Source organism: Shewanella sp. NKUCC06_TVS (assembly GCF_019345515.1).
GTDB lineage: Bacteria > Pseudomonadota > Gammaproteobacteria > Enterobacterales > Shewanellaceae > Shewanella > Shewanella oncorhynchi.
This window is the reverse complement of record NZ_JAHKQX010000027.1, coordinates 1-24298: the sequence shown is the minus strand read 5'-3', so window position 1 is coordinate 24298 and position 24298 is coordinate 1. Positions and strand designations below refer to the sequence as shown.

Genomic DNA, 24298 nt, shown 5'->3' with positions numbered 1-24298 from the left:
TCATTTTCAGGATCTCGCTATGACTATTTCAGTTTCTACGCCCCATTGGGATCTGGACGCTACCTTGCCTCCACTTATGCTTGCCAACTTATCTCATTTAGGCCTCATCAAAGTCGTTGGAGAACAAGGCCGCAGTTTTATCCATGGCCAAGTGACCACAGATATCAGCTCATTAGCCACGGATCAATGGCGCTGGGGCGCGCATTGCGATCCTAAAGGTAAAATGCTGGCCAGTTTCAGAACCTTTGCCATTCAAGATGCACTCTTTATGTTGATGCCAAAGGATGCCATCGAAGTCGATTTACCCCAGTTACAAAAATATGCCGTGTTTAGTAAAGCCACCTTAAGCAATGCATCCGCTGAGTGGACTCTGCTCGGCGTTGCCGGTGAACAGGCAAGCCAATTCGTGAACAAACATTTTGGTGACATTCAGCAAGAGCTCACACTCATTGAAAATGGTGCGATTTTAAAAGACGCTGAACGTTTTATTTTAGTATTAACACCAGATGCCGCAGCGGCTTTAGTTGCGCAATCGGAACTGAGTGTATTTGACGCCAGTGCATGGCAAGCGTTAGAGATTGCAGCAGGTTACCCCAACCTTGCCGCCAGCCATGCCAGCCAGTACGTACCGCAGATGTGTAATCTACAAGCGGTTAACGGTATCAGCTTCAATAAGGGCTGTTACATGGGACAAGAAACCATAGCGCGAATGAAATATCGCGGTGGTAATAAACGCGCCCTGTATATTTTGCGCGGCCACACTAGTCTTCAAATCACCCTAGCATCAGGCCTCGAAATCGCGATGGAAGACAGTTTTCGCCGTGGCGGTCAAATCATTGAGTTTGTACAGCGTGGCAATCAAGTCTTGTTAACCGCCGTACTTCCTAATGACACGCCTAATGATACTCAGCTGCGTTTTGCCGACGATGAACAATCACATTTAACGATCCAAGCCCTGCCCTACTCATTAGATGAAGCGTAATGCTTTGATTTAATATGATGAGTATAAAATATTGAAGCAGAATAAAGGCGCCAATGGCGCCTTTATCTTAGTCAATGCACTTCGAGCATCAATTTTCTAAATAAGTATCTCGAATGGCAATTGCTTCTGGCAGGATTTGCTTGAACTCCTCCACCAGCTTGGGATCGAAATGTTTTCCCGCTTGATTTTCAAATAGCTCCATAGTTGCTTCAATCGTCCAAGCCTGCTTGTAAGGCCGTTGCGAAGTCAGCGCATCGAACACATCCGCAATCGCGGTGATACGCCCTTCAAGGGGGATTTCTTCGCCAACCAAGCCATTGGGGTAACCTGAACCATCCCACTTCTCATGGTGAGTTAAGGCGATACGACGGGCCATTTGCAATAACGGATCGCTATGTTCACCAATAATCTCTGCACCTATGGCAGCGTGCTGCTGCATAATTTCCCATTCCTGCGCATCAAGTTTCCCAGGCTTTTTCAGCACAGCATCGGGCGTACCGATTTTACCAATATCGTGCATAGGCGCCGCATTAAAAATCAAGTCACAAAAGGTCGTCGGTAAGCCGAGCTTTATCGCTAATATGCGGGCGTAATGACTCATACGCACAACATGTAGACCCGTCTCGTTGTCCTTGTATTCAGCAGCACGGCCAAGACGACGGATAATCTCGAAACGGGTTTCTTCTAATTCGTGAGTACGAACTTTAACTTGTTGTTCGAGTAGACGTTTTTGATCATAGAGCGCAAGATGCGTTTTAACTCGCGCTTTAACGACAGGCGCACTGACAGGCTTAGTAATGTAATCCACCGCGCCCAATGCAAAACCTTGGGCTTCATCAGCAATTTCAGATAAGGCGGTCACGAAGATCACCGGAATATGGCTGGTCAGCGGCTCTTGCTTTAGCAGCTTGCAGACTTCATAGCCATTCATACCTGGCATCATGACATCGAGCAGAATTAAGTCAGGCCGCGACTTTGTCACTAACGCTAATGCCCTTGGTCCATCGATCGCCACTTTGACTTTGTAATCATCACCTAGAATACCAATCAAAATATCGATATTCTCAGGTGTGTCATCGACGACTAATATTGTTGCTTTTTCCATTAACAACTCCACTCAATGTCACACATTATAAATTCGCGCTACCGCTTTCTATCCTAACTGTGTAATCACATCGTCAATTAAGTCGATTGCCTCATCAAACTGGTACTGATTAATCATAGACAAGGCAGGGCTTAACGCTTGCCACATCGCACTACTCACCTTCGGCTTTAACGCATCAATTTTTGCCACAGCACTAGCATCGGCTTCATCTAGATTCTGACGTAAGACCCGTAATGCGGCTCTCAAGTCCTCATCTGATAGCAAGTCCACCGCTTGGGGCTCGGCTTGATTCACTATCACAGGCTTAGCCTGTTCAATCGCATCGCAGATAGAGGCCACTAGCGGTTGAATTTGAACTAACTCATCTTCATAAGGCGCTTTCTCTGTTAAATGCAACTCAAGCAAACGTGCTAATTCCACCAATTTTGCCGAACTTAAATTACCCGCTAAGCCTTTAAGGGTGTGGGCGATACGCACCGCATCTTCGACTTGATTCGCCGCGATGGCTTTGCGAACCTGCTCCACCACATTACGTTGACTGCTCACGAAACGATCAAAGATTCGTTGATAAAGACGCGTCGAATGCTGCACCAGTTGCAAACCTCTATCAATATCCAACTCAGGGTGTTCTGGCCACTTGAGCAATACCGTTTTATCAGCGCCATTGCTGACTTCCCCCTGTGCGCTGGACGAAGTTAACTGAGTTGAGGCTTCCGCCCTTATCGCTGCAGAAATTCCAGAAGAAGATCCGAGGTATTTCAATAGGGTTTGATAGAGCACATTCACTTCTATGGGCTTGGCAATATGGTCATTCATCCCAGCCCGAAGACACATATCTCTATCACCAGCCATCGCATTCGCAGTCATAGCAACGACAGGTAAATTTGCCAACTCAGGCCTTTTCCTTATCGCTTTAGTGGCTTGATAACCATCCATCACTGGCATTTGGCAGTCCATTAACACTAAATCGAAATGCTGTTGGGATAGCTTATCTAAGGCAATTTGGCCATTGGTCGCGATGGATAAAATAATCCCCACTTGCTCTAAAAACTCGCTGGCGACTTCGAGATTCATCTCGTTATCTTCCACTAATAAGATACGCTTCCCTTGAAGTGGTAATAATAACTGCGGAGCCAGCTCTTCAGTGCGGCGTCTTACTGGCAATATGCCTTCACGGCCAATCGCATTCATTATGCCATCGAGCATGCGTGAGGCGCTGATGGGTTTACTGATGTACCCCGCCAGTGCTAATTGCTCAATTTGAGTGATAAATTCATGATTCGCATGGGCGGATACCATCAAGATCTTAGGCTGAGACTTAGCCTGTAGTTGGATCTGACGGGCGGTTTCTAACCCGTCCATATTGGGCATTTTCCAATCGATTAATGCCACTTCATAGGTCTGCAGTAAACAGCGGCTTATTGCTTCTTCACCTGAACGAACCGTATCGACTCTAAAGCCCATACTTTCGAGCGTTGTACGCATTATGTCTCTGGCGGTCGCGTTATCATCTACCACCAGCACAGACATGCCCTCAAGCTCTTGCTCAAGCACTAATTTTTGGCCCTCGGAAATTTGTAACTTCACAGTGAAATAGAAGGTGCTGCCATGACCAAATTGACTTTCGACACCAATATTGCCCCCCATGAGTTCAACGAGTTGCTTGCAAATAGCCAAGCCTAAGCCTGTACCACCGTATTTACGGGTGGTTGAAGTATCCGCTTGGGTAAAGGATTTAAATAATTTTGCTTGCTGCTGCTCAGTTAAGCCTATGCCGCTGTCACGCACACTAAAACGCAGCACGACATCATCATCTTGCTGCTCAACTAAGCTTAGCGACAATAACACCTCACCCCGTTCGGTGAACTTAATGGCGTTATTCATCAGATTAATCAACACTTGCCCTAACCGCAGCGAATCCCCTAACAGATAACGAGGCACATTGGGCGCAACGGCAAACAATAATTCAATCTGTTTGTGGGCGGCTTTCTCAGAAAACATATCGCTGAGATCTTCCAACATAGTGTCGAGCTGAAATGGCACAGATTCTATGTCGAGCTTACCCGCTTCAATCTTAGAGAAATCCAGAATATCATTGATAATTGATAGTAGAGACTGCGATGCCCGCTCAATCTTCTCTACATAATTTTTCTGTTTTTGATCAAGCTCTGTCTGCAAGCACAGCTGCGACATGCCGATAATGGCGTTCATTGGGGTGCGTATTTCGTGGGACATATTCGCCAAGAAGTCACCTTTGGCTTTACTGGCGGCATCGGCTTGCTCTTTGGCAAGTAACAGTTCATCGGAGAGCAATTTAAGCTCTGTCATATCGACCATGCTGATCACAGCCGATTCAAATTGTCCTTGGGCATCTAACAGTGCCGACACATTGACCGTCATCCATAAAGGCGCACCAGAAGGACGAATAAAGCTTCTCTCGCCACGATAATGGTCAATTTTGCCACCGACCAATTCCTTAAATTGCGCCTTGGCAATAAGCTTATCTTGCGCGCTAAGGACCTCAAAAATTGCGGTATTGCGTAAACTCTCCCGTGACCGCGCCATATCGGCACAGAATTGGTCATTACAATCTAAGATAACGCCTTTAACATCCACATTGACGATACCAATGGTCGCACCATCGAACAGTGCCTTAAAGTGCGCTTCACTGAGGGCTAACTCTTGTTCTATGCTCTTGCGTTGGGTGATGTCCATTACATACCCATTCCAAGTAATAGCGCCATCTTCTACATGGCCGCTCGCACCCGCCTCCATCCAACGTATGCTGCCATTGGGATGGCGATAACGAAACTCGCGGATCCATTGAAACCTATCTTCACTCTTACCCGAAAGTGCCAGCACGACATCCGGCCTTTCTTCATCAAAAATTCGCTCAGCGATGATGTCAAAATTACTAATAAGATCATCACGATGTAGCCCCAGCATTTTCATTGCCGCACCAGAGAGAAAGGTAAATCTGCGATCAGTAGGCGAGTGCCACAACAATTGGTACACGGTACAAGGAATAGACTCTGTAATATTGGTCAATTGCAGGCGCGAAGCCTCTAGCTGTCCTATAGCAAACTTACTCTCTGTGATGTCATCAATACTGCCGTCGAACCAAAGTGGAACGCCCTCTTCGGTATAACTTGCCTTACCTTTCTCATGCACCCAGCGCACACTGCCATCGCGATGGCGGATACGATATTCCACTTCAAAGGTAGCTTGAAGTGCGAGTGCTTTATCCATTTCGTGCAGGCAGAAGCCCCGATCTTCCTCGATGATCAAAGAGATATAAGTACGATTCTGATTATTGATAAATTGGCTTGCGGCATATCCCGTAATTTCACCAATATTGTCACTGATATATTCCATTACCCAAATATCGCCAATACGTAAACGATATACGGCGCTAGGGATATTGGAGACCAATCCACGAAAACGCTCCTCACTCTCCCGAATTTTAAGTTCAACCGCAATTTTATCCGTCATATCGCGAATCGAAGCTGCAACTTGCTTTTGTCCATCCGCATCCGCAGGGAGCATACTCAGCGCTATTTCAGCAATAAATTCATTACCATCGGCTTTTAAAGCCCGAACATGACGCGCATTTGCCATGCCTCTATCGCGGCCTTCGCGAAGGAATTGTTGTCGCTCAAGAACATGTCGGGTACCCAATTCTTGTGGTAGTAACTGCTCAACTTGCAAACCCAACATAGCCCCTGTATCAAATCCAAAAAGCTGCTGGCAACGACTGTTAGTAAAAACGATTAACCCCTGTTGGTCGACAATCAACATGGCCTCAGGCGCAGCCTCAAGCACGGCATTTGACCAAGCCGCCGCCGAAAACTGCTCAGTAATATCGGTAAATAACATTTCCACCGACATTAACTCACCAGTATCTGATAATAATGGCTGCATAAAGACATCGAGCCTTCTTAAATACCCTTTTTCATCTAGCATTTCCACTTGATGCGAAGGCACATTCTGGCCCTTTAAGGCTAAATCGGTATATTCCCAGTTCTTCTCATTGAGGGGATTAGCCGAGAAGAGTCTTTGATATTTGCGCTTGAGCAAATCAGGGGAGATCCCCAGCACCTTAGTTACCCCCTCACTAACCTGGGCGAGTTGGCCATTAGGTTCGAGGGAACAATAGAAAGATTTATCACTCATACCATCAATTAGGCGCGCAAAGCGATTACCGCGGGAATCAAGAATGGCTTGTTCACGTTCTGCAAGTAATTCCGCCATTTGATTGAAGGTATTACTCAGCGTCACAATCTCACTTACGGCACCTTTAGGTACAATAAGCTGCTGAGTTTTACCCTGTCCAAAGGACAAGATACCCGACTCGAGTAGCTCTAACGGCCGAGTTAACCGTTTCGCCGCCAGATAACAAGTCAGCAATAATAAGAGGGTTAATAAGCTTAAATTGAGGATGATAGATGCCAGATCATCAAGCAGGGAGTTGAATAAATCTTGTTCTGGCGCTAATACAATCACACGCCACTTTAAATGCGGTACAGTCGCAATACTCGCAAGATAAACAACATCTTGGTTATCGACAAACCTTGCTTGACCATCAAGCCTTTTATCCTGTAACGTCCAAAAATCGGCATTTTTATCTTTATTCTTATCGAGCCACTGGGCTGAAGTCGTTGCCAGCACTTTTTCTTTATCTACATGATAAATAAGCCGCCCTTGATCGTCTAAAACCACCAGACGATTTGGTGCAATCCCCAATTGTTTTGGCAATCCATCTAAGGCTAAATCAACCGTCGCAACCCCAAAATAATTACCTATCGCACCAAAAGGAGCCGAATAGGTCAACATCAGAATATTTCCCGCCCCCTCATCAAAGTATGCCTTTGACCAATAACCGTTCGCTTGATTGATAGCCTTGCTCCACCAATCCCAAGTGCCATCGGTATAGTCGTAGCCTTCAGCGCCAATATCGAGATAATGGAGATCGTCGCTGCCACTGGTGTCGCGGTAAACATAGGGAGAAAAGAGCTTGCGATTAGGAAAGGTGTTCGGTTTAAATGCGACTGCGGAGCCAAAAAAATCAGGATTACGTTTGACTCGATTCATCAAGACACTTTTAACACTCTCAGTGTCATTCATGTCTTCTTTACTTGACAAAAAACCAATAAAATCAGCAAGACCTTGAGTGTTGGCCTCCGCATGCTCGAGCAGAAACTGCAGACGAGAAGCCGAATGACTCGCCTCTTGTGTCAGGCTATGGTAAAGCCGATTCTCTGAGGAGATATAACTAAACCAAGCGTTTACACCATAGACACTCGCCATAATTAAAATGAGAGGCAAGGCTATGTGGGATAAAATCCTACTGCGAAAAGTACGAAGTTTACTTTTTTCCATGGTGTCGCCCTAAAGCCCCCGATTTTATAAGCACTGCATTTAAAAATAGCACTTATAAAGTAAACGAAGAATTTAGTGGCGACAATGTCAAAGTTAAAATAATGTGAAGTAATTTATTGTTTTAACAATACTAATAAGCCGTCTCTAAGAAGCCGTCTCTAAGGTTTGATTAGGTAAGATACGAGCAAAATAACTTTGGGTTTCGGCGATAATGATATGCCTCAAGCCCACAATGGCGATCAAGTTAGGGATCGCCATCAAACCATTAACCGTATCGGCCAACAACCAAATCACATCCAGTTTGATAAAAGCACCACCGGCAATCAGCACCAAAAACACCACTTGATACATGCGTAGCCCGCGCTCACCGACTAAGTAATACCAACAGCGTTCACCATAATAATGCCAGCCCAAAATCGTTGTAAACGCAAAACACACTAGCGCAATCGTCACCAAATACTGACCCACAAGCGCTGAACCTCCCAGAGCAAAAGCAGCACTCGTCATCGCGGCACCCGCCGTCTCACCACTCCATACCCCAGTGATAATCAGCACTAACCCCGTCATAGTGCAAATGATAATGGTATCGAAGAAAGTACCCGTCATGCTGACGAGACCTTGCTCAACGGGTTCATTGGTCTTAGCGGCAGCGGCGGCAATGGGTGCACTACCTAATCCAGATTCGTTCGAGAACACACCGCGGGCAATACCGATTTGAATCGCCTGCGCGACTGTTGCCCCTAAAAATCCTCCCGCTGCCGAGAGTGGCGTAAAGGCCGATTCAATAACTAAACCTAAGGCGGGTAAAATTTGCTCAGAAAATCCCACTAAAATCCACACGCAGGCCAGCACATAACCAATCGACATGGCAGGCACTAGCTTTTGCGCCACATTCGAAATTCGCTTTACGCCACCCAAAGTGACTGCAGCAACTAACACAGTCAACACAATCGCAGTCAACCAAGTCGGCACCTCAAAGGCAATCGTCAGTGCATCGCTGATGGCGTTAACCTGTGCAAAAGTACCGATACCGAAAAAGGCCACACCAACCCCAAAGAGAGCGAACAATTTCGCCATCCAAGGCAGACCAAGGCCGCGCTCGATATAATACATAGGGCCACCCGCAATCTGCCCACGAGCATCGGTGGTACGGTACTTTACCGCCAACATACATTCAGCATATTTTGTCGCCATGCCAAAAAATGCCGCCAGCCACATCCAAAATAACGCCCCTGGCCCGCCCATTTTTATTGCCGTCGCCACGCCGACAATATTACCGGTACCGATAGTGGCGGACAGCGCAGTACAAAGCGCGGCAAAGGAAGATAAATCCCCATGACCTTTGGCAGGTTTAAACAACAATCCCATCGCCATCGGCAGACGAAATACTTGGATAAGCTTGAGACGCACAGTAAGGTAAACTCCTGTACCCACCAGCAAACAAAGGGTAATTGGGCCCCAGACGATGCCATTAATACTGGCAAGTAAAGCTTGAAAACTCATGATATTCCTCGAATATTAAACAACAAAATTAATAAACGGAGGAGGAAAAGAAATGGCTGTGACGCGCCGCAGTCGGACGCTATAGCGAACTATTTTGACCTAATCTCGGCCGAGAATCGCCTAAGCTGAACGCTAAAAGCGTAGCAAGCGAGAGCTCTACACGAGTGCTTTCAATAAGAGTAAAAGTGCTGCTCCATCTCAAGCAAAAGAGTAAAAATAGCCCACGACGACAAACGACAGGGACTGTGCAGTCATCCTCTCCTCTGTCCTTTTGCCTGAGCGTTTCGCGTCGCAGGTTATACAATAACACCACGACACTTTCGCCTTCGGCGCCACCTGATTGCACAATGAGTGCAACTGGTAGTCTCTCCAGAGGCTCGTCCAGTAACAGTCCACGCCTATCGGCACCTGAAAGAGTGCTTTGTTTTTATAAGAAGACTCGCTTCTGTAAAACCAAAGTTGCCTCGTCGGTGTGGGGTCAATTCCCCACTCTCCTGCTACCTTCATCCGAACGGATTGCTAGATTGAGATTTACTCCCAAGCTAACAGGACGCACAGAATGCAACAAATGCGGCGTCAGCTCAAGCCGTTTGCTCACAGTTCGCGGAGGATTTAATCCAGTTGACTATTTTTACACCAAGTGACGATTTATGTTTTGTTACCCCCGTGGATGATCCTATTACAAGAAAAATCAGTATCTATCTGAATAGAAAATGCTTTATCTTGAACATAGAATGGCAATGCTAAATTGCGGCCACTAAGTAAGTTGTAGCCGCAGTTTGAAACACTGCTTACCACACCCGCCGCCAATGGATATAAAGGAGTTGCTCAATGGCCGACGTCGCTAAGCTTAACCAAGTCACCAAAGGCTTTCGCGATGGTGAGCAATATCATCAAGTACTGCAAGCGGTTAATCTACAGATCCACAGAGGTGAAACCGTGGCGCTTACAGGTCCCAGCGGCAGCGGCAAAAGCACCTTACTCAACCTGATCGCCGGCTTTGAAACGCCAGACTCGGGTGAAATCTTGCTAGAACAAGCGTCCACCTCAACTTGGCAAGACAAAGATTGGAGCCGTTTCAGACGTAATTCCTTAGGTGTCGTGTTTCAGCAATTTAACTTACTCACGCCACTCAACGTGAAAGACAATATCGCCTTCTCCTTAAGTTTAACCGCGCAGCCGTGGTCAGCCTGGTGTGACTATCTGGTTGAAAAACTAGGGCTCTTGCCATTACTTCACCGCCAAGTTGAAGCACTTTCAGGCGGTCAACAACAGCGTGTCGCCATCGCCCGCGCCTTAGCCCATAAACCGACCTTGCTACTGGCCGACGAACCTACGGGTAACTTAGATGATGTGTCAGGCAAACAAGTGATGGCACTACTGTGTGAACTGGCACGGGAAAGCCAAACTAGTATCTTGATGGTCACCCACAGCGAAGAATGCGCCGCCTTCATGCAAAAACGTTGGCATTTATCCCAAGGTGCAGTCGCTATCTATGAACAATAAACGACTCACTAAGGCGACTCCCACAGCGCTTAAGCAAACAGAACTTAAACAGACTGGACTTAAGCAAACTTGGCTTAGGCTGACGTGGCTCAGCCTAAAGGTTTTTATCGCCCATTATCGCCATGCGCCCATACAAGCAGGTGCCATTCTGCTCGGTATCGCATTAGCTGTGACTCTGCTGATTGGGGTTAAAGCAACCAACGACAATGCCGTGCGCAGCTATAGCGAGGCGACTGAGTTACTGAGTCAACGCGCCGATGTGCTACTCACGCCGCCCCTAGGACAAAACACTTTAGATGAATCTATCTATTTCGCCTTGAGACGAGCCGGATTAAGTCAGAGTCTCGCCGTCGTAAGTGGCAAAATCTCCGGTAAAAACGGTCAGTTCTGGCAACTGGAAGGCAGCGATTTGATCGCTGCATTAACACTACAAAAATCGAGAAGTAACGCCTCGACTGACACACAATCAGCCACCTCACCACAGATGAATGACTTACCGCTTGCCGATCTCATCAACGGCGCAGCCACAGTAATCATGAGCCGCAGCCTAGCAGCCAAAGTGGCGCCCGACGGTAAACTTATTTTAGAAAATAGCACCTTAGATGTCATTGCAATTGATGACAGTTTTGGTCTCGGCAGCGCCATCTTGGCCGATATGTCCCTCGCCCAGCGATTACTAAACATGCAAGGCAGATTGAGCTATATCGCCATGTTCAGTGAGCGAGAAAACCTACCTAAACTAAAATCCCAACTCGACGCTTTAGGGATTACGCCGCAAAAGGCCAGCTTTAGCCAGCAAGATCAAGGCCAAGCGCTGATAGCGCTGACCCGCAGTTTTCACCTTAATCTTAATGCCATGAGCATGTTAGCCTTCGTTGTCGGCCTCTTTATCGCCTATAACGGTGTGCGCTACAGCCTAATGAAACGGCAAAAACTGTTAGTGCAGTTATTGCAACAGGGAATAGAGCGCAGCGCCTTGATGACGGCACTGATGTTCGAATTAATTTTGTTAGTTGTCATAGGTTCAAGTCTGGGCTTTATCAGTGGTTTGCAACTCAGCCACTGGCTGCAACCTATGGTCGCCATGACCTTAGAGCAAATGTATGGCGCCCACTTGCTCCCCGGTATTTGGCAATGGACTTGGCTTTTTGAGGCAATTGTCCTCACCTTAATTGCCGCGCTCGCCGCTTGCTTGCCATTGTATTTAGATCTTACGCGCCAAGCATTGGCGCAAGGGGCGAATCGTTATCAGCAAATGCAGGCACACCGCAAAACTCATAGCATTCAATTTGCCTTAGCCTGTGGCTTATTGACCTTAGCGGCTCTGCTGTTTCCCTTCAGCCAAAGCTATAACATCAGCTTAGTGTTGCTCGGTATCGTCGCTATCGCTATTCCCTTATTGTTGCCGCAATTATTGCATTGGGGCGTCAGTGCATTAATGCCCTTGGCACGTCCTGGATTATGGCAATATCTGCTCGCCGAAACCCGTGAGCTTATTGCACCGCTTTCCCTTGCAATGATGGCGATCTTACTGGCGCTCAGTGCCAATATATCGATGAACACCCTCGTTGGAAGCTTCGAGCAAACTCTGCGAACTTGGCTAGAAACTCGCTTGCATGCCGATCTCTATATCCGCCCACCGAGCCAGCGTATCGACACTATTCAAACCCAACTGATGCACGATCCAAGAGTCAGCGGTCTTTATCAACAATGGCAAATTGAAGCCCAGCTTTCACTGCCAGTTTCAACGGATAATCCGAGCGAGCAGACGATTCCGGTGAGCCTACTCAGCCGCGATGAATTTTCGACTCGGCACACCAGTGCGCTTAAGGAAAGCCTGCCCACATTGTGGCAATCCTACTTTAATGCACCCGTTGTATTGGTGAGCGAACCTCTTGCCATCAAATACCAATTACAGCTTGGTGATACTGTGTCATTGGATGTGCTCGAGAAAACAGGTAGCAGCAAAGCCATTATTGGCGGCATTTATTATGACCACGGCAATACCCGAAACGAGGTCATTATCAGCCAGCCACTTTGGCAACGGGCCCAGTTACCTGTACTGCCAGTCAGTTTAGCGGCGAGTTTTCACGGTAAAGAGCAAGGCAGTAGGATAAGTGAAGCGCAGCTTGATCAACTACAAGTCCAACTGGCGACTGAGTTAGGTTTATCCCAAGCACAAATCTACAGCCAAACTAAGATTAAAACCCAAGCTATCGCTATGTTTAAACGCACTTTTTCCATTACCTTAGTGCTGAATAGTTTAACCTTGATTGTCGCCGCGATTGGCCTCTTTAGTGCCTGCTTAATGTTGACTCAGGCAAGGCAAGCGCCACTGGCACGGCTGTATTCCCTCGGCGTCAGTCGTAATGCTCTGCGCGGCATGGTGTTTATGCAGATGCTGATTGTGGTACTGATCACTTGCCTGCTCGCTATGCCAACGGGCGCGCTATTAGGTTACCTGCTTATTAATAAGATCACCTTGCAAGCCTTTGGCTGGACGATAAAAATGATTTGGGATTGGCAAGCTTACGGCCATGCAATACTGATTGCCTTAACCACCTGCACCTTAGCCGTACTCTTACCGCTGTATTGGCAAACCCGCAAACCACTGGTCGCCAGTCTGCAACAGGAGACACTGTGATGAAAACACTCAATCTAAACAGTATTGTATGGGCAGTAGTTGGGTTAATGCTGATCGGCGGCTGTGATAAAACGCCATCGACGCAAAACACTCAGTCCAAATCCATGGCCAATGTGGTGGGGAAAACCTCTACTAATCAAGATGATTTAGCTTTTACGCCTGTTGTTCCCGGCTATAGATTTGAATTTCCGCGGGATCACTTGGCGCACAATGGCTTTCGCCAGGAATGGTGGTATCTGACCGCGAATTTAACGACAGAAACAGGTGAGCAACTCGGCGCTCAGTGGACTCAGTTTAGAGTCGCCCTTAAACCCCCTGCTCCGCAAGAAACAACTCTGCAAGTAACAGATGCAACGCCCAAAAATGAATCCACGTGGGAGACTCAGCAGCTTTACTTGGCCCACAGCGCATTAACCTCGAGTCAAACTCATCTGGCTCACGAAAAGTGGTCGCGCCGCCATAGCGAGTTTGCCGAGGTGAAATTAGATCCTTATCAAATCCGCCTCGATAACTGGCACTGGCAGAGCGAAACCAATGCACTCTTTCCCGCGACCTTAACGGTGGAGAATTCTGATTTTAGCTATCGACTTCAGCTTAATAGCCAAGCGCCACTGCAATACCAAGGCGTTAACGGCTATAGCCTTAAAAGCCGCGACGGCCAAGTAGCCTCTTACTATTACAGCCAACCCTTTATTGAAATTTCAGGTGAAATCAACCGCTATGGCAAAGTGGAGCGAGTCACAGGCCAAGGTTGGCTCGACAGGGAATGGAGCTCGCAATTTCTCACTAAAACGCAACAGGGCTGGGATTGGTTCGCGCTCAGGTTAAATGATGGCTCGACGCTGATGTTGTTTCAGCTACGGGATCAGTCGCCAGCAGAGTCCGCAAAGAATGCACCTATCTCAGCATTTTATAGCGCCAGAAGAATGTTTGCCGATGGCACTGGGCGCAACATCAATTCCACTGACAATCCCAATGACATTCAGATGACGCCTCTTAAATGGCAACACACAGTCAATGGCGACTATCCCATTAGCTGGCAGGTAAAAATCCCCAGCGAGAATATCGACCTCACTATCACCCCGCTCAATCCCAATAGCGCTATGCCATTATCAACGCCCTACTGGGAAGGCCCAGTGCAACTCTCTGGCAGCCATACAGGTACGGGTTATATGGAGCTAACGGGCTATTAACGTCTTATATATACTAAACAATGTGAATATAACTAATTATTCCTAAATATGTTCTATCGCAGGATTTTGCAAGCATGCACGTCAACTATTGCTCTTACCCAGAAATTTTATAACCACCTGTAATTGGTAAAAAAGTATAGGATTCCTATCTACACACTTGTGCTTCCGTTAATGTTCACGGGTTCCAGATATGCACAATAGTATTCTCCATAAATGTACTCCTCACTATGTCCTAGTGAAGACAGTGCTAAGCGCTTAAATATCAAACTGGGAGTTAGATCACTCGCAAAACTTTGATCCGGATCGACTATCGCTTTCAATACCTCTTGTGAGGTATACCCACATTTTTTATCAGGTCTAGACTCGCCAGTATCAGCACTCGGTTACCCTCCTTTTTAATCTTAAGTAACCGAGTTTACGCTACTACAGGTCATCCAATATGAGTCAGGAATACCACGTCACCAGCCTTGTGGTGCATGCCACGCCTAAAACCTTACAGCAGGTTGAAGCCAATATCCGCGCATTAGTGGGTACTGATATTCATGCAATTACACCCGAAGGAAAATTGGTCGTTACCCTAGAAGGGAGTAGCCAAAGAGCGATTCTTGACAATATTGAAGCCATCAATGCCCTGTCCGGCGTGTTATCTGCCAGCTTGATTTACCACCAAGTAGAACCCTTAGTACAAGAGAGTGAGGAAATATTATGAGCATAAGCCGCCGCGAGTTTCTCAAGGCCAACGCAGCGGTTGCCGCTGCGACGGCCGTTGGCGTCACACTTCCCATTAAGATGGTCGAAGCCGCCGAACAAGCTGACAGTATCAAGTGGGATAAAGCTCCCTGCCGTTTCTGCGGTGTGGGGTGTAGCGTATTAGTGGGCACCCAAGCGGGCAAAGTGGTCGCCACTAAGGGCGATCCTGAAAGTCCAGTCAACCGTGGCCTTAACTGTATTAAAGGTTATTTCCTATCAAAAATCATGTACGGCAAGGACAGATTAACCACGCCATTGCTGCGGATGAAAGACGGCAAATATCATAAAGAAGGTGAGTTCACCCCAGTCAGCTGGGATGTGGCCTTCGATACTATGGCCGCGAAATGGAAACACAGTCTCGCCACCAAAGGCCCGACGTCGGTAGGTATGTTTGGCTCTGGTCAATGGACTATTTGGGAAGGTTATGCCGCCTCTAAACTTCATAAAGCAGGCTTCCTTACCAACAATATAGATCCTAATGCGCGCCACTGCATGGCCTCAGCCGTAGGCGGCTTTATGCGCACCTTCGGTATCGATGAGCCCATGGGTTGTTATGACGATTTAGAAGCCGCCGATCAGTTTGTGCTCTGGGGCGCAAACATGGCGGAGATGCACCCAATTCTGTGGGCAAGAATATCCGATAGACGTTTAAGCAGTCCAACGTGCCGAGTGCATGTGCTGTCGACCTTTGAGAACCGCAGCTTCGATTTAGCCGATAACCCTATGGTGTTCCGCCCACAGTCGGACTTAGTGATCCTCAACTATATCGCCAATTACATTATTGAAAATAAAGCAGTTAATACCGACTTTGTTACCAAACACACTAAGTTTGCCTTAGGCGTTGACGATATAGGCTATGGCCTGCGTCCAGAACATCCATTAGAGAAAAAAGCTAAAAATCCAGGCAATGGTAAATCCACGCCCATTAGCTTTGACGAGTATGCCAAGTTTGTCAGCACTTATACGCTGGAATATGCCGCCAAGATGAGTGGCGTCGAGCCAGAGAAGCTGGAGATTTTAGCCAAAGCCTATGCCGACCCTAACGTTAAAGTCATGAGTCTGTGGACCATGGGCATTAACCAACACGTTCGCGGCGTGTGGGCGAACAACATGCTTTACAACATCCATTTGCTCACGGGCAAAATTGCCACACCGGGTAACAGTCCTTTTTCATTAACAGGTCAACCTTCGGCTTGCGGGACTGCCCGTGAAGTCGGTACTTTCGCCCACCGTTTACCCGCCGATATGGAAGTCACTAACGACAAGCACCGCGCCATTACCGAAAAGCTATGGCAAGTGCCAGAAGGGACAATTCCCGCCAAACCTGGCTACCATGCCGTACTCCAGAGCCGTATGCTCAAAGATGGCAAGCTCAACTGTTACTGGACCATGTGTACCAATAATATGCAGGCAGGCCCTAACATCAACGATGAGATTTACCCTGGCTTTCGTAACCCAGAAAACTTTATCGTGGTTTCAGATCCTTATCCAACCATCACAGCTATGGCGGCAGATTTAATTTTGCCAACGGCAATGTGGGTCGAGAAAGAAGGAGCTTACGGCAACGCCGAGCGCCGTACTCATATGTGGCATCAGCAAGTAAAAGCCCCAGAAGGCGCAACCTCAGATCTGTGGCAACTAGTCGAATTTTCGAAACGATTCAAAGTCTCCGAAGTCTGGCCAGCCGAACTGATAGCCAAACAACCGGAATACGCGGATAAAACCTTATATGAAGTGCTATTTGCCAATGGCGTGATCGACAAGTTCCCAATTTCCGATTGCAAAGCCGAATTAAACGATGAGAGCGGACACTTCGGTTTCTACCTGCAAAAAGGTATTTTCGAAGAATATGCAGCTTTCGGTCGTGGCCATGGCCATGATTTAGCCGACTTTGACCGTTACCATGAAACCCGCGGCCTACGCTGGCCAGTCGTTAATGGCAAAGAAACTCTGCGTCGTTTCGTTGAGGGGAGCGATCCTTATGTCAAAGCGGGTGAAGGCTTTAAATTCTATGGCAAGCCAGATGGCAAAGCGGTGATTTTCGCCCTGCCCTATGAGCCCGCCGCCGAAGAGCCGAATGAAGAATACGATTTATGGATGTCGACTGGCCGCGTGCTGGAGCATTGGCACACTGGCTCGATGACAGCCCGCGTACCAGAGCTTTACCGTGCCTACCCCGACGCGCAAATTTTCATGCATCCAGAAGATGCGAAAGCTCGCGGCGTACAACGTGGTGACGAAGTCATAGTGGCCTCACCGCGCGGTGAAGTGAAAACCCGAGTTGAAACCAAAGGCCGTAACAAACCGCCACGCGGCGTAGTATTTATGCCTTTCTTCGATGCGCGCCAGTTAGTCAACAAACTGATATTGGATGCAACCGATCCCCTGTCAAAAGAAACTGACTTTAAAAAATGCCCAGTGAAAGTCTTCAAGGCGGAGAATAACCAATGAGAAAAATACTCACCTTAACTGCGTTACTCGTCGCCATTACCGGCTGTTCAGGTCAGCAAACCGACACCAACGTAGCACCAGTTAATATTCAATCCCTCGCAGGAAACATGGCGATCACCGACATCCGCCCAGCCGATGCCATGGCGATTTATCCTAGTCGCGGCACCGCCATTGAGCGCAGTTTTAGCGAGCAACCACCGCTCATCCCACATAAGGACGATTACAAGATCACCTTAGATAAAAATGGCTGTTTAAGCTGCCATAGTTGGGACAAGGCAAAACGCATGAAAGCCACGCCAGTAGCTAAGTCCCACGTGATTGATGATAAAGGCACAGTTAACGGACATAACTATGCCTGTACTCAATGCCATGTCGCTCAGGCCGAAAACAAGCAACCACTCGTCGAGAATCAATTCTCCGTCCAGTAAACCACACTCCCCTGCAGAGCAAAGCCACCCGAATTGATTAGGGTGGCTTTTTTGCTATTTAAGCATCCAATCCTAATGAGTTAGCTTAGAGCCAGTAATGAGTATTCAAGTAAATATAAGACTAAACGTCTATCGCTGGTTCAGCGTCCGTTGCTGAACAGTACTTTCACCAAGGAAGGGATTGAGCAGAAGTTAAAAAGGCAAAGTGAGAATCGAGGGAAAAGAAAATAAGAGCAGAATCTAAAACACAGAAAAGTAAAAACCCAGCCTAGGCTGGGTTTACTTGTTGTTTTGCTTTATGCAAATCACCCGCTGGAGCCGTTTTAGTTACTTGCGCCGCTTTAGCGTTTTGCACATCTTTTGCCACAGGCATAGCCGCCTGCCACAAAGCACCTACCCACAGACTTGAACTTGATTTCATCGGTATTCCCCTGTTTTGTTAACAAGGTCAAAGTAATACTTAGGCCATCATTAGTAAAATGAATAAATTCCATAATATGGATTCCATTTAAGCATGAACATCCCAATCAAGACCTTACAGTGTTTTCTGACCTTAGTGGAAACTGAAAACTTTACCCGCGCCGCGCAGAAATGTTTTATCACCCAGCCGACACTAAGCAAAATAATCCAGAGACTTGAAGAAAGCCTTGGTGAAACCTTGCTGATCCGGAATAACCAAAAGGTTGAGTTAACTCAAGCTGGTCAGCTCTTTGAGCACAGTGCACGGGAAATTCTAGGCCAATGGCATAGACTGCAAGAGGACATGAGTAACCTTAGCGGTCTTAAATCGGGGCGGTTGCGACTGGGTGTATGTCCTATGATGAGCAGTCTTATTATTGGTTTGCTCACTAGCTATCGTAAGCGTTATCCGGGAGTTGAACTACACATGTATGAGTACGGTGGATTCGGCTGCGAACAAGCATTGCTCAATAACAGTCTTGATATCGCCTTTACCGCGCTCCCCACGACCCATGAGACAGAACTCGTCAACCAACCCCTGACTAAGTACCCTTTACTCGCATGCCTGCCTGAAGGACATCCCTTAGCCGAGAAAGACCACTTAAAATGGCAGGACTTCCAGCCCTATCCTTTTATCCTCTATAACGAAGACTTCTCCCTCGCTAAACTGATTAATCGCCTCAGTCGCAAAGCAGGTGTTCAACTCAATATTGCCTTTCGCAGCGGCCAGTGGGATTTCCTCGCCGCCATGGTCGAAGCCGATATGGGCGTCGCTATTTTACCTGAGCCTATCTGCAATCGATTAAGCACCAGTAAACTGGTCTTTAAACCTATGCAGCCCGCAATGACATGGGATCTGGCGCTTATTTGGCGCCAAAGTTTACCTTTAACACCGGCAGCCAAGGCCTTGCTCGAATTGAGTAAACAAAAAACTGAACGCTGAGAAGATAAAGCAAGAACTAATACCAATCACATTATTTTAAACAACGGGATACGAAACTTCGTCAGCCATAGCGGGTAATTACAGTTGGGTCTCACCCATAAAAAAACCGCTGCGAGCCTAGAGGCCGACAGCGGTTTTTATTTGCTAACTAAATATTAGCCCAAATAAGTTAAGAATTACTTCTTAGCTTCAGCAGCTTTACGTTCTTTAACTTGAGCAACAACTTTCTCAGCTACGCTAGCTGGACATTGGCTGTAGTGTGAGAACTCCATAGAGAACTGACCACGACCAGAAGTCATTGTACGTAAAGTACCGATATAACCGAACATTTCTGATAACGGTACGTCAGCTTTAACGCGAACACCTGTTACACCAGCTACTTGGTCTTTGATCATACCGCGACGACGGTTTAAGTCACCGATCACGTCACCCACGTTGTCATCTGGGCTGAACACGTCAACTTTCATGATTGGCTCAAGAAGTTGTGGTTTAGCTTTAGCGATAGACTGACGGAAAGCACCTTTAGCAGCGATTTCGAACGCGATTGCTGATGAGTCAACTGCGTGGAATGCACCGTCAGTTAATTCGAACTCAACGTCTAACACTGGGAAGCCAGCGATAGTACCTGTGTTCATCATGCTCGCGAAACCTTTCTCAACTGCTGGCCAGAATTCCTTCGGAACGCTACCACCAACAACTGAAGATTTGAACACGAAACCAGTGTTTGGCTCACCTGGGCGGATGATATATTCGATCTTACCGAATTGACCAGAACCACCTGATTGTTTCTTGTGAGTGTATTGATCTTCAACCATTTGAGTAATGGTTTCACGGTAAGCAACTTGTGGCTCACCTACGATCAATTCAACACCATAAGTACGCTTCAGAATGTCTACTTTGATGTCTAAGTGAAGTTCGCCCATACCTTTAAGGATGGTTTCACCTGAATCTTCGTCAGTTTCTACGCGGAATGATGGATCTTCAGCGATCATCTTACCGATAGCGATACCCATTTTCTCAGAACCGCCTTTATCTTTTGGCGCTACTGCGATAGAGATAACTGGCTCTGGGAACACCATAGCTTCTAAGGTAACTGGGTGTTTCACGTCACATAAAGTGTGACCAGTTTGAACGTTCTTCATACCCACGATAGCGATAATGTCGCCAGCTTGAGCTGATTCAATTTCAATACGGTCGTCAGCGTACATTTCGCACATACGGCCGATACGTTCAGTTTTGCCAGTCGCGCTGTTCAGGATGGTATCACCCTTCTTCAGACGGCCTGAGTAGATACGTACGAAAGTCAGGGCACCGAAACGGTCATCCATGATTTTGAACGCTAACGCTTTTAATGGCTCATCAGCAGAAACGATAGCGAATTCGCCAGTTTCATTGCCTTCTTCGTCAGTCAATGGTTGTGGATCAACTTCGTCTGGTGCTGGTAAATAATCAACAACAGCATCAAGAACCAGTTGCATACCTTTGTTCTTGAACGCAGAACCACAGTATGTTGGGAAGAATGCCAGTTTGCGAGTACCAGTACGGATACAACGCTTGATGTCTTCGATAGATGGCTCTTCGCCTTCCATGTACGCTTCCATCACTGCATCGTCTTGTTCAACTGCAGTTTCGATCAGCATTTCACGGTATTCTTCAACCATGTCAACCATATCAGCAGGAACGTCTAATACTTCAAAGTTTTCTGGAATACCAGAATCATCCCACACGTATGCTTTACGAGTTAATAGGTCAACAACACCAGTGAATTCGTCTTCAACACCGATTGGCAGAACCATAACCAGTGGAGTAGCAGCTAATACGTCTTTAGTTTGCTTAACAACGCGTAAGAAGTCAGCACCCATACGGTCTAACTTGTTTACGAAGATAATACGCGCAACTTCAGATTCGTTCGCATAGCGCCAGTTAGTTTCTGATTGAGGCTCAACACCGCCTGAACCACAGAATACACCGATACCGCCATCAAGCACTTTCAGAGAACGATAAACTTCAACGGTGAAGTCAACGTGTCCTGGGGTGTCGATAACGTTGAAACGGTGATCTTTCCAGAAGCAACTTACAGCAGCGGACTGAATAGTAATACCGCGCTCAGCTTCCTGTACCATGAAGTCAGTGGTAGATTCACCATCGTGAACTTCACCGATTTTATGGATTTTACCGGTTAGCTTAAGGATACGCTCGGTGGTCGTGGTTTTACCCGCGTCAACGTGAGCGAAGATACCAATGTTTCTGTATTTGGATAATTCGGTCATGATTCAACTTTAATGAGTAGTTTAAGAAGTAGACGGAGTATGCGACAAACACCGACACACCGCACATCAGATTATTTTAGGCGCATATTGTAAATTGGAACCCTGCTCGGCGCAAATGGCTAGAGTACTTTTTCACGATAAAGTCGCGTAATAATTTAGGTAAATAGCCATAAACACGAACTAAAACAGATAAGTAAAACACTTTAGCTTATTTTTCACTCAATCAATAAAAAACCTTAAATAAACGTCATTTTAATGGAATAAAGCGATTTTCAAGGGATTTCTATCATATCGTCAGTACAAACATCAAACATTAACCTGCAAGCATGGATGCTAGAACAATCATGTTATACCTATCTCCAAAATAGAGATGACATCCGCGACTCACTTCAATCGCAGTCTTTTAGCCAAATAACCACAAATCAGTCTTGAGTAAACCCTTACGTGTCGATGCACATTTGATTACGCCCTTGTGCTTTAGCACGATAAAGGGCTCGATCCGCACGCTCAAAACACAATTGTATAGGTTCGTTTTCTGCGAGCTTAGCGACACCAAAACTACAAGTTAAGTGAACATTGTCAGTAAATTGATAATTGTTAATCCTCTGCGCAATCCGCACACACAAGCTTTCAACTAATGGCAATAATGACTGTTGGCAGAGGATAACAAATTCTTCGCCCCCCCAACGTGCAACCACATCAGAATCACGTACACAGTGCTGTAATACCTGAGACACTTGCTCAAGAATGCGATCGCCGACGTTATGCCCTAGCGTGTCATTAATCTCTTTAAAGTAGTCGATATCAATCATTACAAGGCACATGCCTGCCCCAGCAGATTTATCATGCTGCTCGTTATTAATAAAAAAGCGATTAAAGTAATGTCGGTTATACAATTTAGTTAATGGGTCGTGGGTAGATAAAAATTCGAGTTCGGCATTTGACGCTTCAAGCTGTTCGCGTAAAGTTTCCAACTGCTTATTCTTATCGGTTAATCTTCGATTATATTGACTCATAAAGTAAGTTCTCGCCCCCAACATTAGGAGCAACAGACACGTCGCGCAGATAATTTGATACACAAGCGAATAGTTAGTCTCATCTATCACAGTCACATTATTCCACTTCTGATAAATCGTGATCCGCTCTTGCTCACTCACAGTGTTTAAGGCTTTATTTATCACAGGTAACAAGGACTCTTGACCATAAGCGACCCCCATCCGTAACTCATCTTCCGGCCCGCCCCAACCCGCAATTTTTAAATGTTCAAATCCCATTTGTTGAATGTAAGCGTTAACCGAAAACATTGACCCAACAAACAGATCTGCACGTTTATCCAGAACCGACTGCAATCCCGCAGGTTCACTGGCAACAGTAAGCATTTCTATCTGAGGATAATAATGCTGAATATACTCAGCTAAACGATAACCTTTGGGCACGGCTAAAATACGCGTATTGATATTCTCCAATCCTTGCAGAAAAGGCTGTTCTTTAAGTGAAACGAGCACATTGGGTGAGCGGAAATAGACATCACTGAAGTGCAGATAAGTCTCGCGTATTAGCGTTTTATTCAACATAGGGGTTAAATCGCACTGACCACTTTGCAAAAAAGATAAAGTTTCGGTCCAAGAAGATGTCGGCACTAGCTGAAACTTAAGGGAAGAATGTGACTCAACATGACGAATATAGTCCGATGAAATCCCCAGATGCTTACCTTCTCGTATTCCTTCATAGGGCAACCAATCAGGATCAACGCAATAACGGACTATCACAGCAGACTTGGCGCTAACATCTTGATCCGCAAATTTAGCACTAGACACCATGAAACGATCAGCATTCACCAGTAATGGCATACACAGCAATAGCGACAATAACCTCAATAAGCCACGCAATTCCATTGAAATTTCAACCTAAAAGCTGATGCTAGATGGGGAATGTAAAAAAAGTGTATACGTGAAAACCACACAATACCAATTCCCATCATTGCTTATACGAAACGCTCGTTTGTCCATTGTGTCTTAACGCCTTCGTACATCAGCAAAACTTATCTTCATAAGGTGATCAGTTGATGGAAAAGAACGTTGCTAAGTTCACTCAGTCCTAATTTCACTCCGTCTGAATTTGGTATCACATTTTAAAAAGCCAATATTTATCGCTTGTTTCATCAGGGCTATCCTAAATAACCACCCTTACTCGCCATCCAAAGCCATCATAGCGCCTTTTGCAAACTACGATTATATGCAGCTGCACCTCACCTTAACTTCTGCAGCTACGTTCTTTGGCCGCTATACCGCGATCATGATGGACTGTGCGGGGGCATCAAACAAAGATGGCAGAAGATTTTATAATCTGAGATAAAACTGCCGCCTTATTCTCCGGAACTGAATCTGATAGAACAGTTGTAGCGGATATTAATAGAATTGATATAAAGCCAAATGGTGCAAATTATTCGTATCGTGGAAGGTAAAAAAGGGATTATCGAGAGAAAAATAGGAGGGAAACTGACTAATTAAATAGACACTAGGCTGGATTTAACAAATTGCAGACGCAAAAAAGCCAGCTTATTCAGCTGGCTTGGTTACATCTCAATGAGATAATTAGGCGCTTGGCGATGACCTACTCTCACATGGGGAGACCCCACACTACCATCGGCGCGTTTGCGTTTCACTTCTGAGTTCGGGATGGGAT

14 protein-coding genes, 1 rRNA gene and 1 riboswitch are annotated in these 24298 nt (G+C 46.4%); of the genes, 8 read left to right on the top strand and 7 right to left on the bottom strand.

Annotation, left to right across the window (positions count from 1 at the left end):
• Positions 1 to 19 precede the first annotated feature (19 nt).
• Entirely contained in the window at positions 20 to 982 is a 963-nt protein-coding gene (ygfZ, locus tag KO531_RS21540; RefSeq protein ID WP_105251514.1) for a tRNA-modifying protein YgfZ, read from the top strand.
• 88 nt (positions 983 to 1070) lie between these two features.
• On the opposite strand, the gene KO531_RS21535 is transcribed toward ygfZ, so the two are convergent.
• The 3 genes from KO531_RS21535 to KO531_RS21525 all read right to left on the bottom strand — a co-directional run bounded on the left by KO531_RS21535 (position 1071) and on the right by KO531_RS21525 (position 8969).
• Positions 1071 to 2087 carry a two-component system response regulator gene (locus tag KO531_RS21535; protein WP_028759378.1) on the bottom strand — a complete coding sequence of 339 codons (1017 nt, stop codon included), beginning with the start codon at positions 2085 to 2087 and terminating at the stop codon, positions 1071 to 1073.
• A 48-nt stretch (positions 2088 to 2135) separates the two neighbouring features.
• Positions 2136 to 7466, bottom strand: a complete 5331-nt coding sequence (locus tag KO531_RS21530; RefSeq protein ID WP_219252218.1) for a PAS domain S-box protein — start codon at positions 7464 to 7466, stop codon at positions 2136 to 2138.
• A gap of 144 nt (positions 7467 to 7610) precedes the next feature.
• A complete protein-coding gene (locus KO531_RS21525; RefSeq protein WP_219252217.1) occupies positions 7611 to 8969 on the bottom strand; it encodes a sodium:alanine symporter family protein in 1359 nt (452 codons plus the stop codon).
• 253 nt (positions 8970 to 9222) lie between these two features.
• Positions 9223 to 9352: riboswitch (glycine riboswitch) on the bottom strand.
• Between the two features lie 448 nt (positions 9353 to 9800).
• Here KO531_RS21525 and KO531_RS21520 point away from each other — a divergent pair.
• From KO531_RS21520 to KO531_RS21495, 6 genes are all read left to right on the top strand, one after another.
• Positions 9801 to 10475, top strand: coding sequence for an ABC transporter ATP-binding protein (locus KO531_RS21520; RefSeq protein ID WP_219252216.1), 675 nt, complete (start codon positions 9801 to 9803; stop codon positions 10473 to 10475).
• The gene (locus tag KO531_RS21515) at positions 10465 to 13119 is read left to right on the top strand and encodes an FtsX-like permease family protein (protein ID WP_219252215.1); all 2655 of its coding nucleotides are present in this window, start codon (positions 10465 to 10467) and stop codon (positions 13117 to 13119) included. The genes KO531_RS21520 and KO531_RS21515 overlap by 11 nt, the downstream gene beginning before the upstream one ends.
• Positions 13119 to 14312 carry a lipocalin-like domain-containing protein gene (locus tag KO531_RS21510; protein ID WP_219252214.1) on the top strand — a complete coding sequence of 398 codons (1194 nt, stop codon included), beginning with the start codon at positions 13119 to 13121 and terminating at the stop codon, positions 14310 to 14312. The genes KO531_RS21515 and KO531_RS21510 overlap by 1 nt, the downstream gene beginning before the upstream one ends.
• A gap of 439 nt (positions 14313 to 14751) precedes the next feature.
• Positions 14752 to 15021: a chaperone NapD gene (locus KO531_RS21505; RefSeq protein WP_071940060.1), complete on the top strand. Its 270-nt coding sequence runs from the start codon at positions 14752 to 14754 to the stop codon at positions 15019 to 15021.
• A complete protein-coding gene (gene napA, locus KO531_RS21500; protein ID WP_219252213.1) occupies positions 15018 to 17513 on the top strand; it encodes a nitrate reductase catalytic subunit NapA in 2496 nt (831 codons plus the stop codon). The genes KO531_RS21505 and napA overlap by 4 nt, the downstream gene beginning before the upstream one ends.
• Positions 17510 to 17941 carry a nitrate reductase cytochrome c-type subunit gene (locus KO531_RS21495; RefSeq protein WP_028761791.1) on the top strand — a complete coding sequence of 144 codons (432 nt, stop codon included), beginning with the start codon at positions 17510 to 17512 and terminating at the stop codon, positions 17939 to 17941. The genes napA and KO531_RS21495 overlap by 4 nt, the downstream gene beginning before the upstream one ends.
• Before the next feature lie 268 nt (positions 17942 to 18209).
• Here KO531_RS21495 and KO531_RS21490 read toward each other — a convergent pair whose 3' ends face one another.
• The gene (locus tag KO531_RS21490; protein ID WP_081729124.1) at positions 18210 to 18362 is read right to left on the bottom strand and encodes a hypothetical protein; all 153 of its coding nucleotides are present in this window, start codon (positions 18360 to 18362) and stop codon (positions 18210 to 18212) included.
• A 93-nt stretch (positions 18363 to 18455) separates the two neighbouring features.
• On the opposite strand from KO531_RS21490, the gene KO531_RS21485 reads away from it, so the two are divergent.
• Positions 18456 to 19343 carry a LysR family transcriptional regulator gene (locus KO531_RS21485; protein ID WP_105251505.1) on the top strand — a complete coding sequence of 296 codons (888 nt, stop codon included), beginning with the start codon at positions 18456 to 18458 and terminating at the stop codon, positions 19341 to 19343.
• A 176-nt stretch (positions 19344 to 19519) separates the two neighbouring features.
• Here KO531_RS21485 and fusA read toward each other — a convergent pair whose 3' ends face one another.
• The 3 genes from fusA to rrf form a co-directional block, all read right to left on the bottom strand.
• On the bottom strand, positions 19520 to 21613 hold the full coding sequence (gene fusA / locus KO531_RS21480; RefSeq protein WP_105251504.1) for an elongation factor G: 2094 nt from the start codon (positions 21611 to 21613) through the stop codon (positions 19520 to 19522).
• A 440-nt stretch (positions 21614 to 22053) separates the two neighbouring features.
• Positions 22054 to 23508 carry a diguanylate cyclase gene (locus KO531_RS21475; protein ID WP_219252212.1) on the bottom strand — a complete coding sequence of 485 codons (1455 nt, stop codon included), beginning with the start codon at positions 23506 to 23508 and terminating at the stop codon, positions 22054 to 22056.
• A 705-nt stretch (positions 23509 to 24213) separates the two neighbouring features.
• Positions 24214 to 24298, bottom strand: a 5S ribosomal RNA gene (rrf, locus tag KO531_RS21470); the annotation flags it as partial.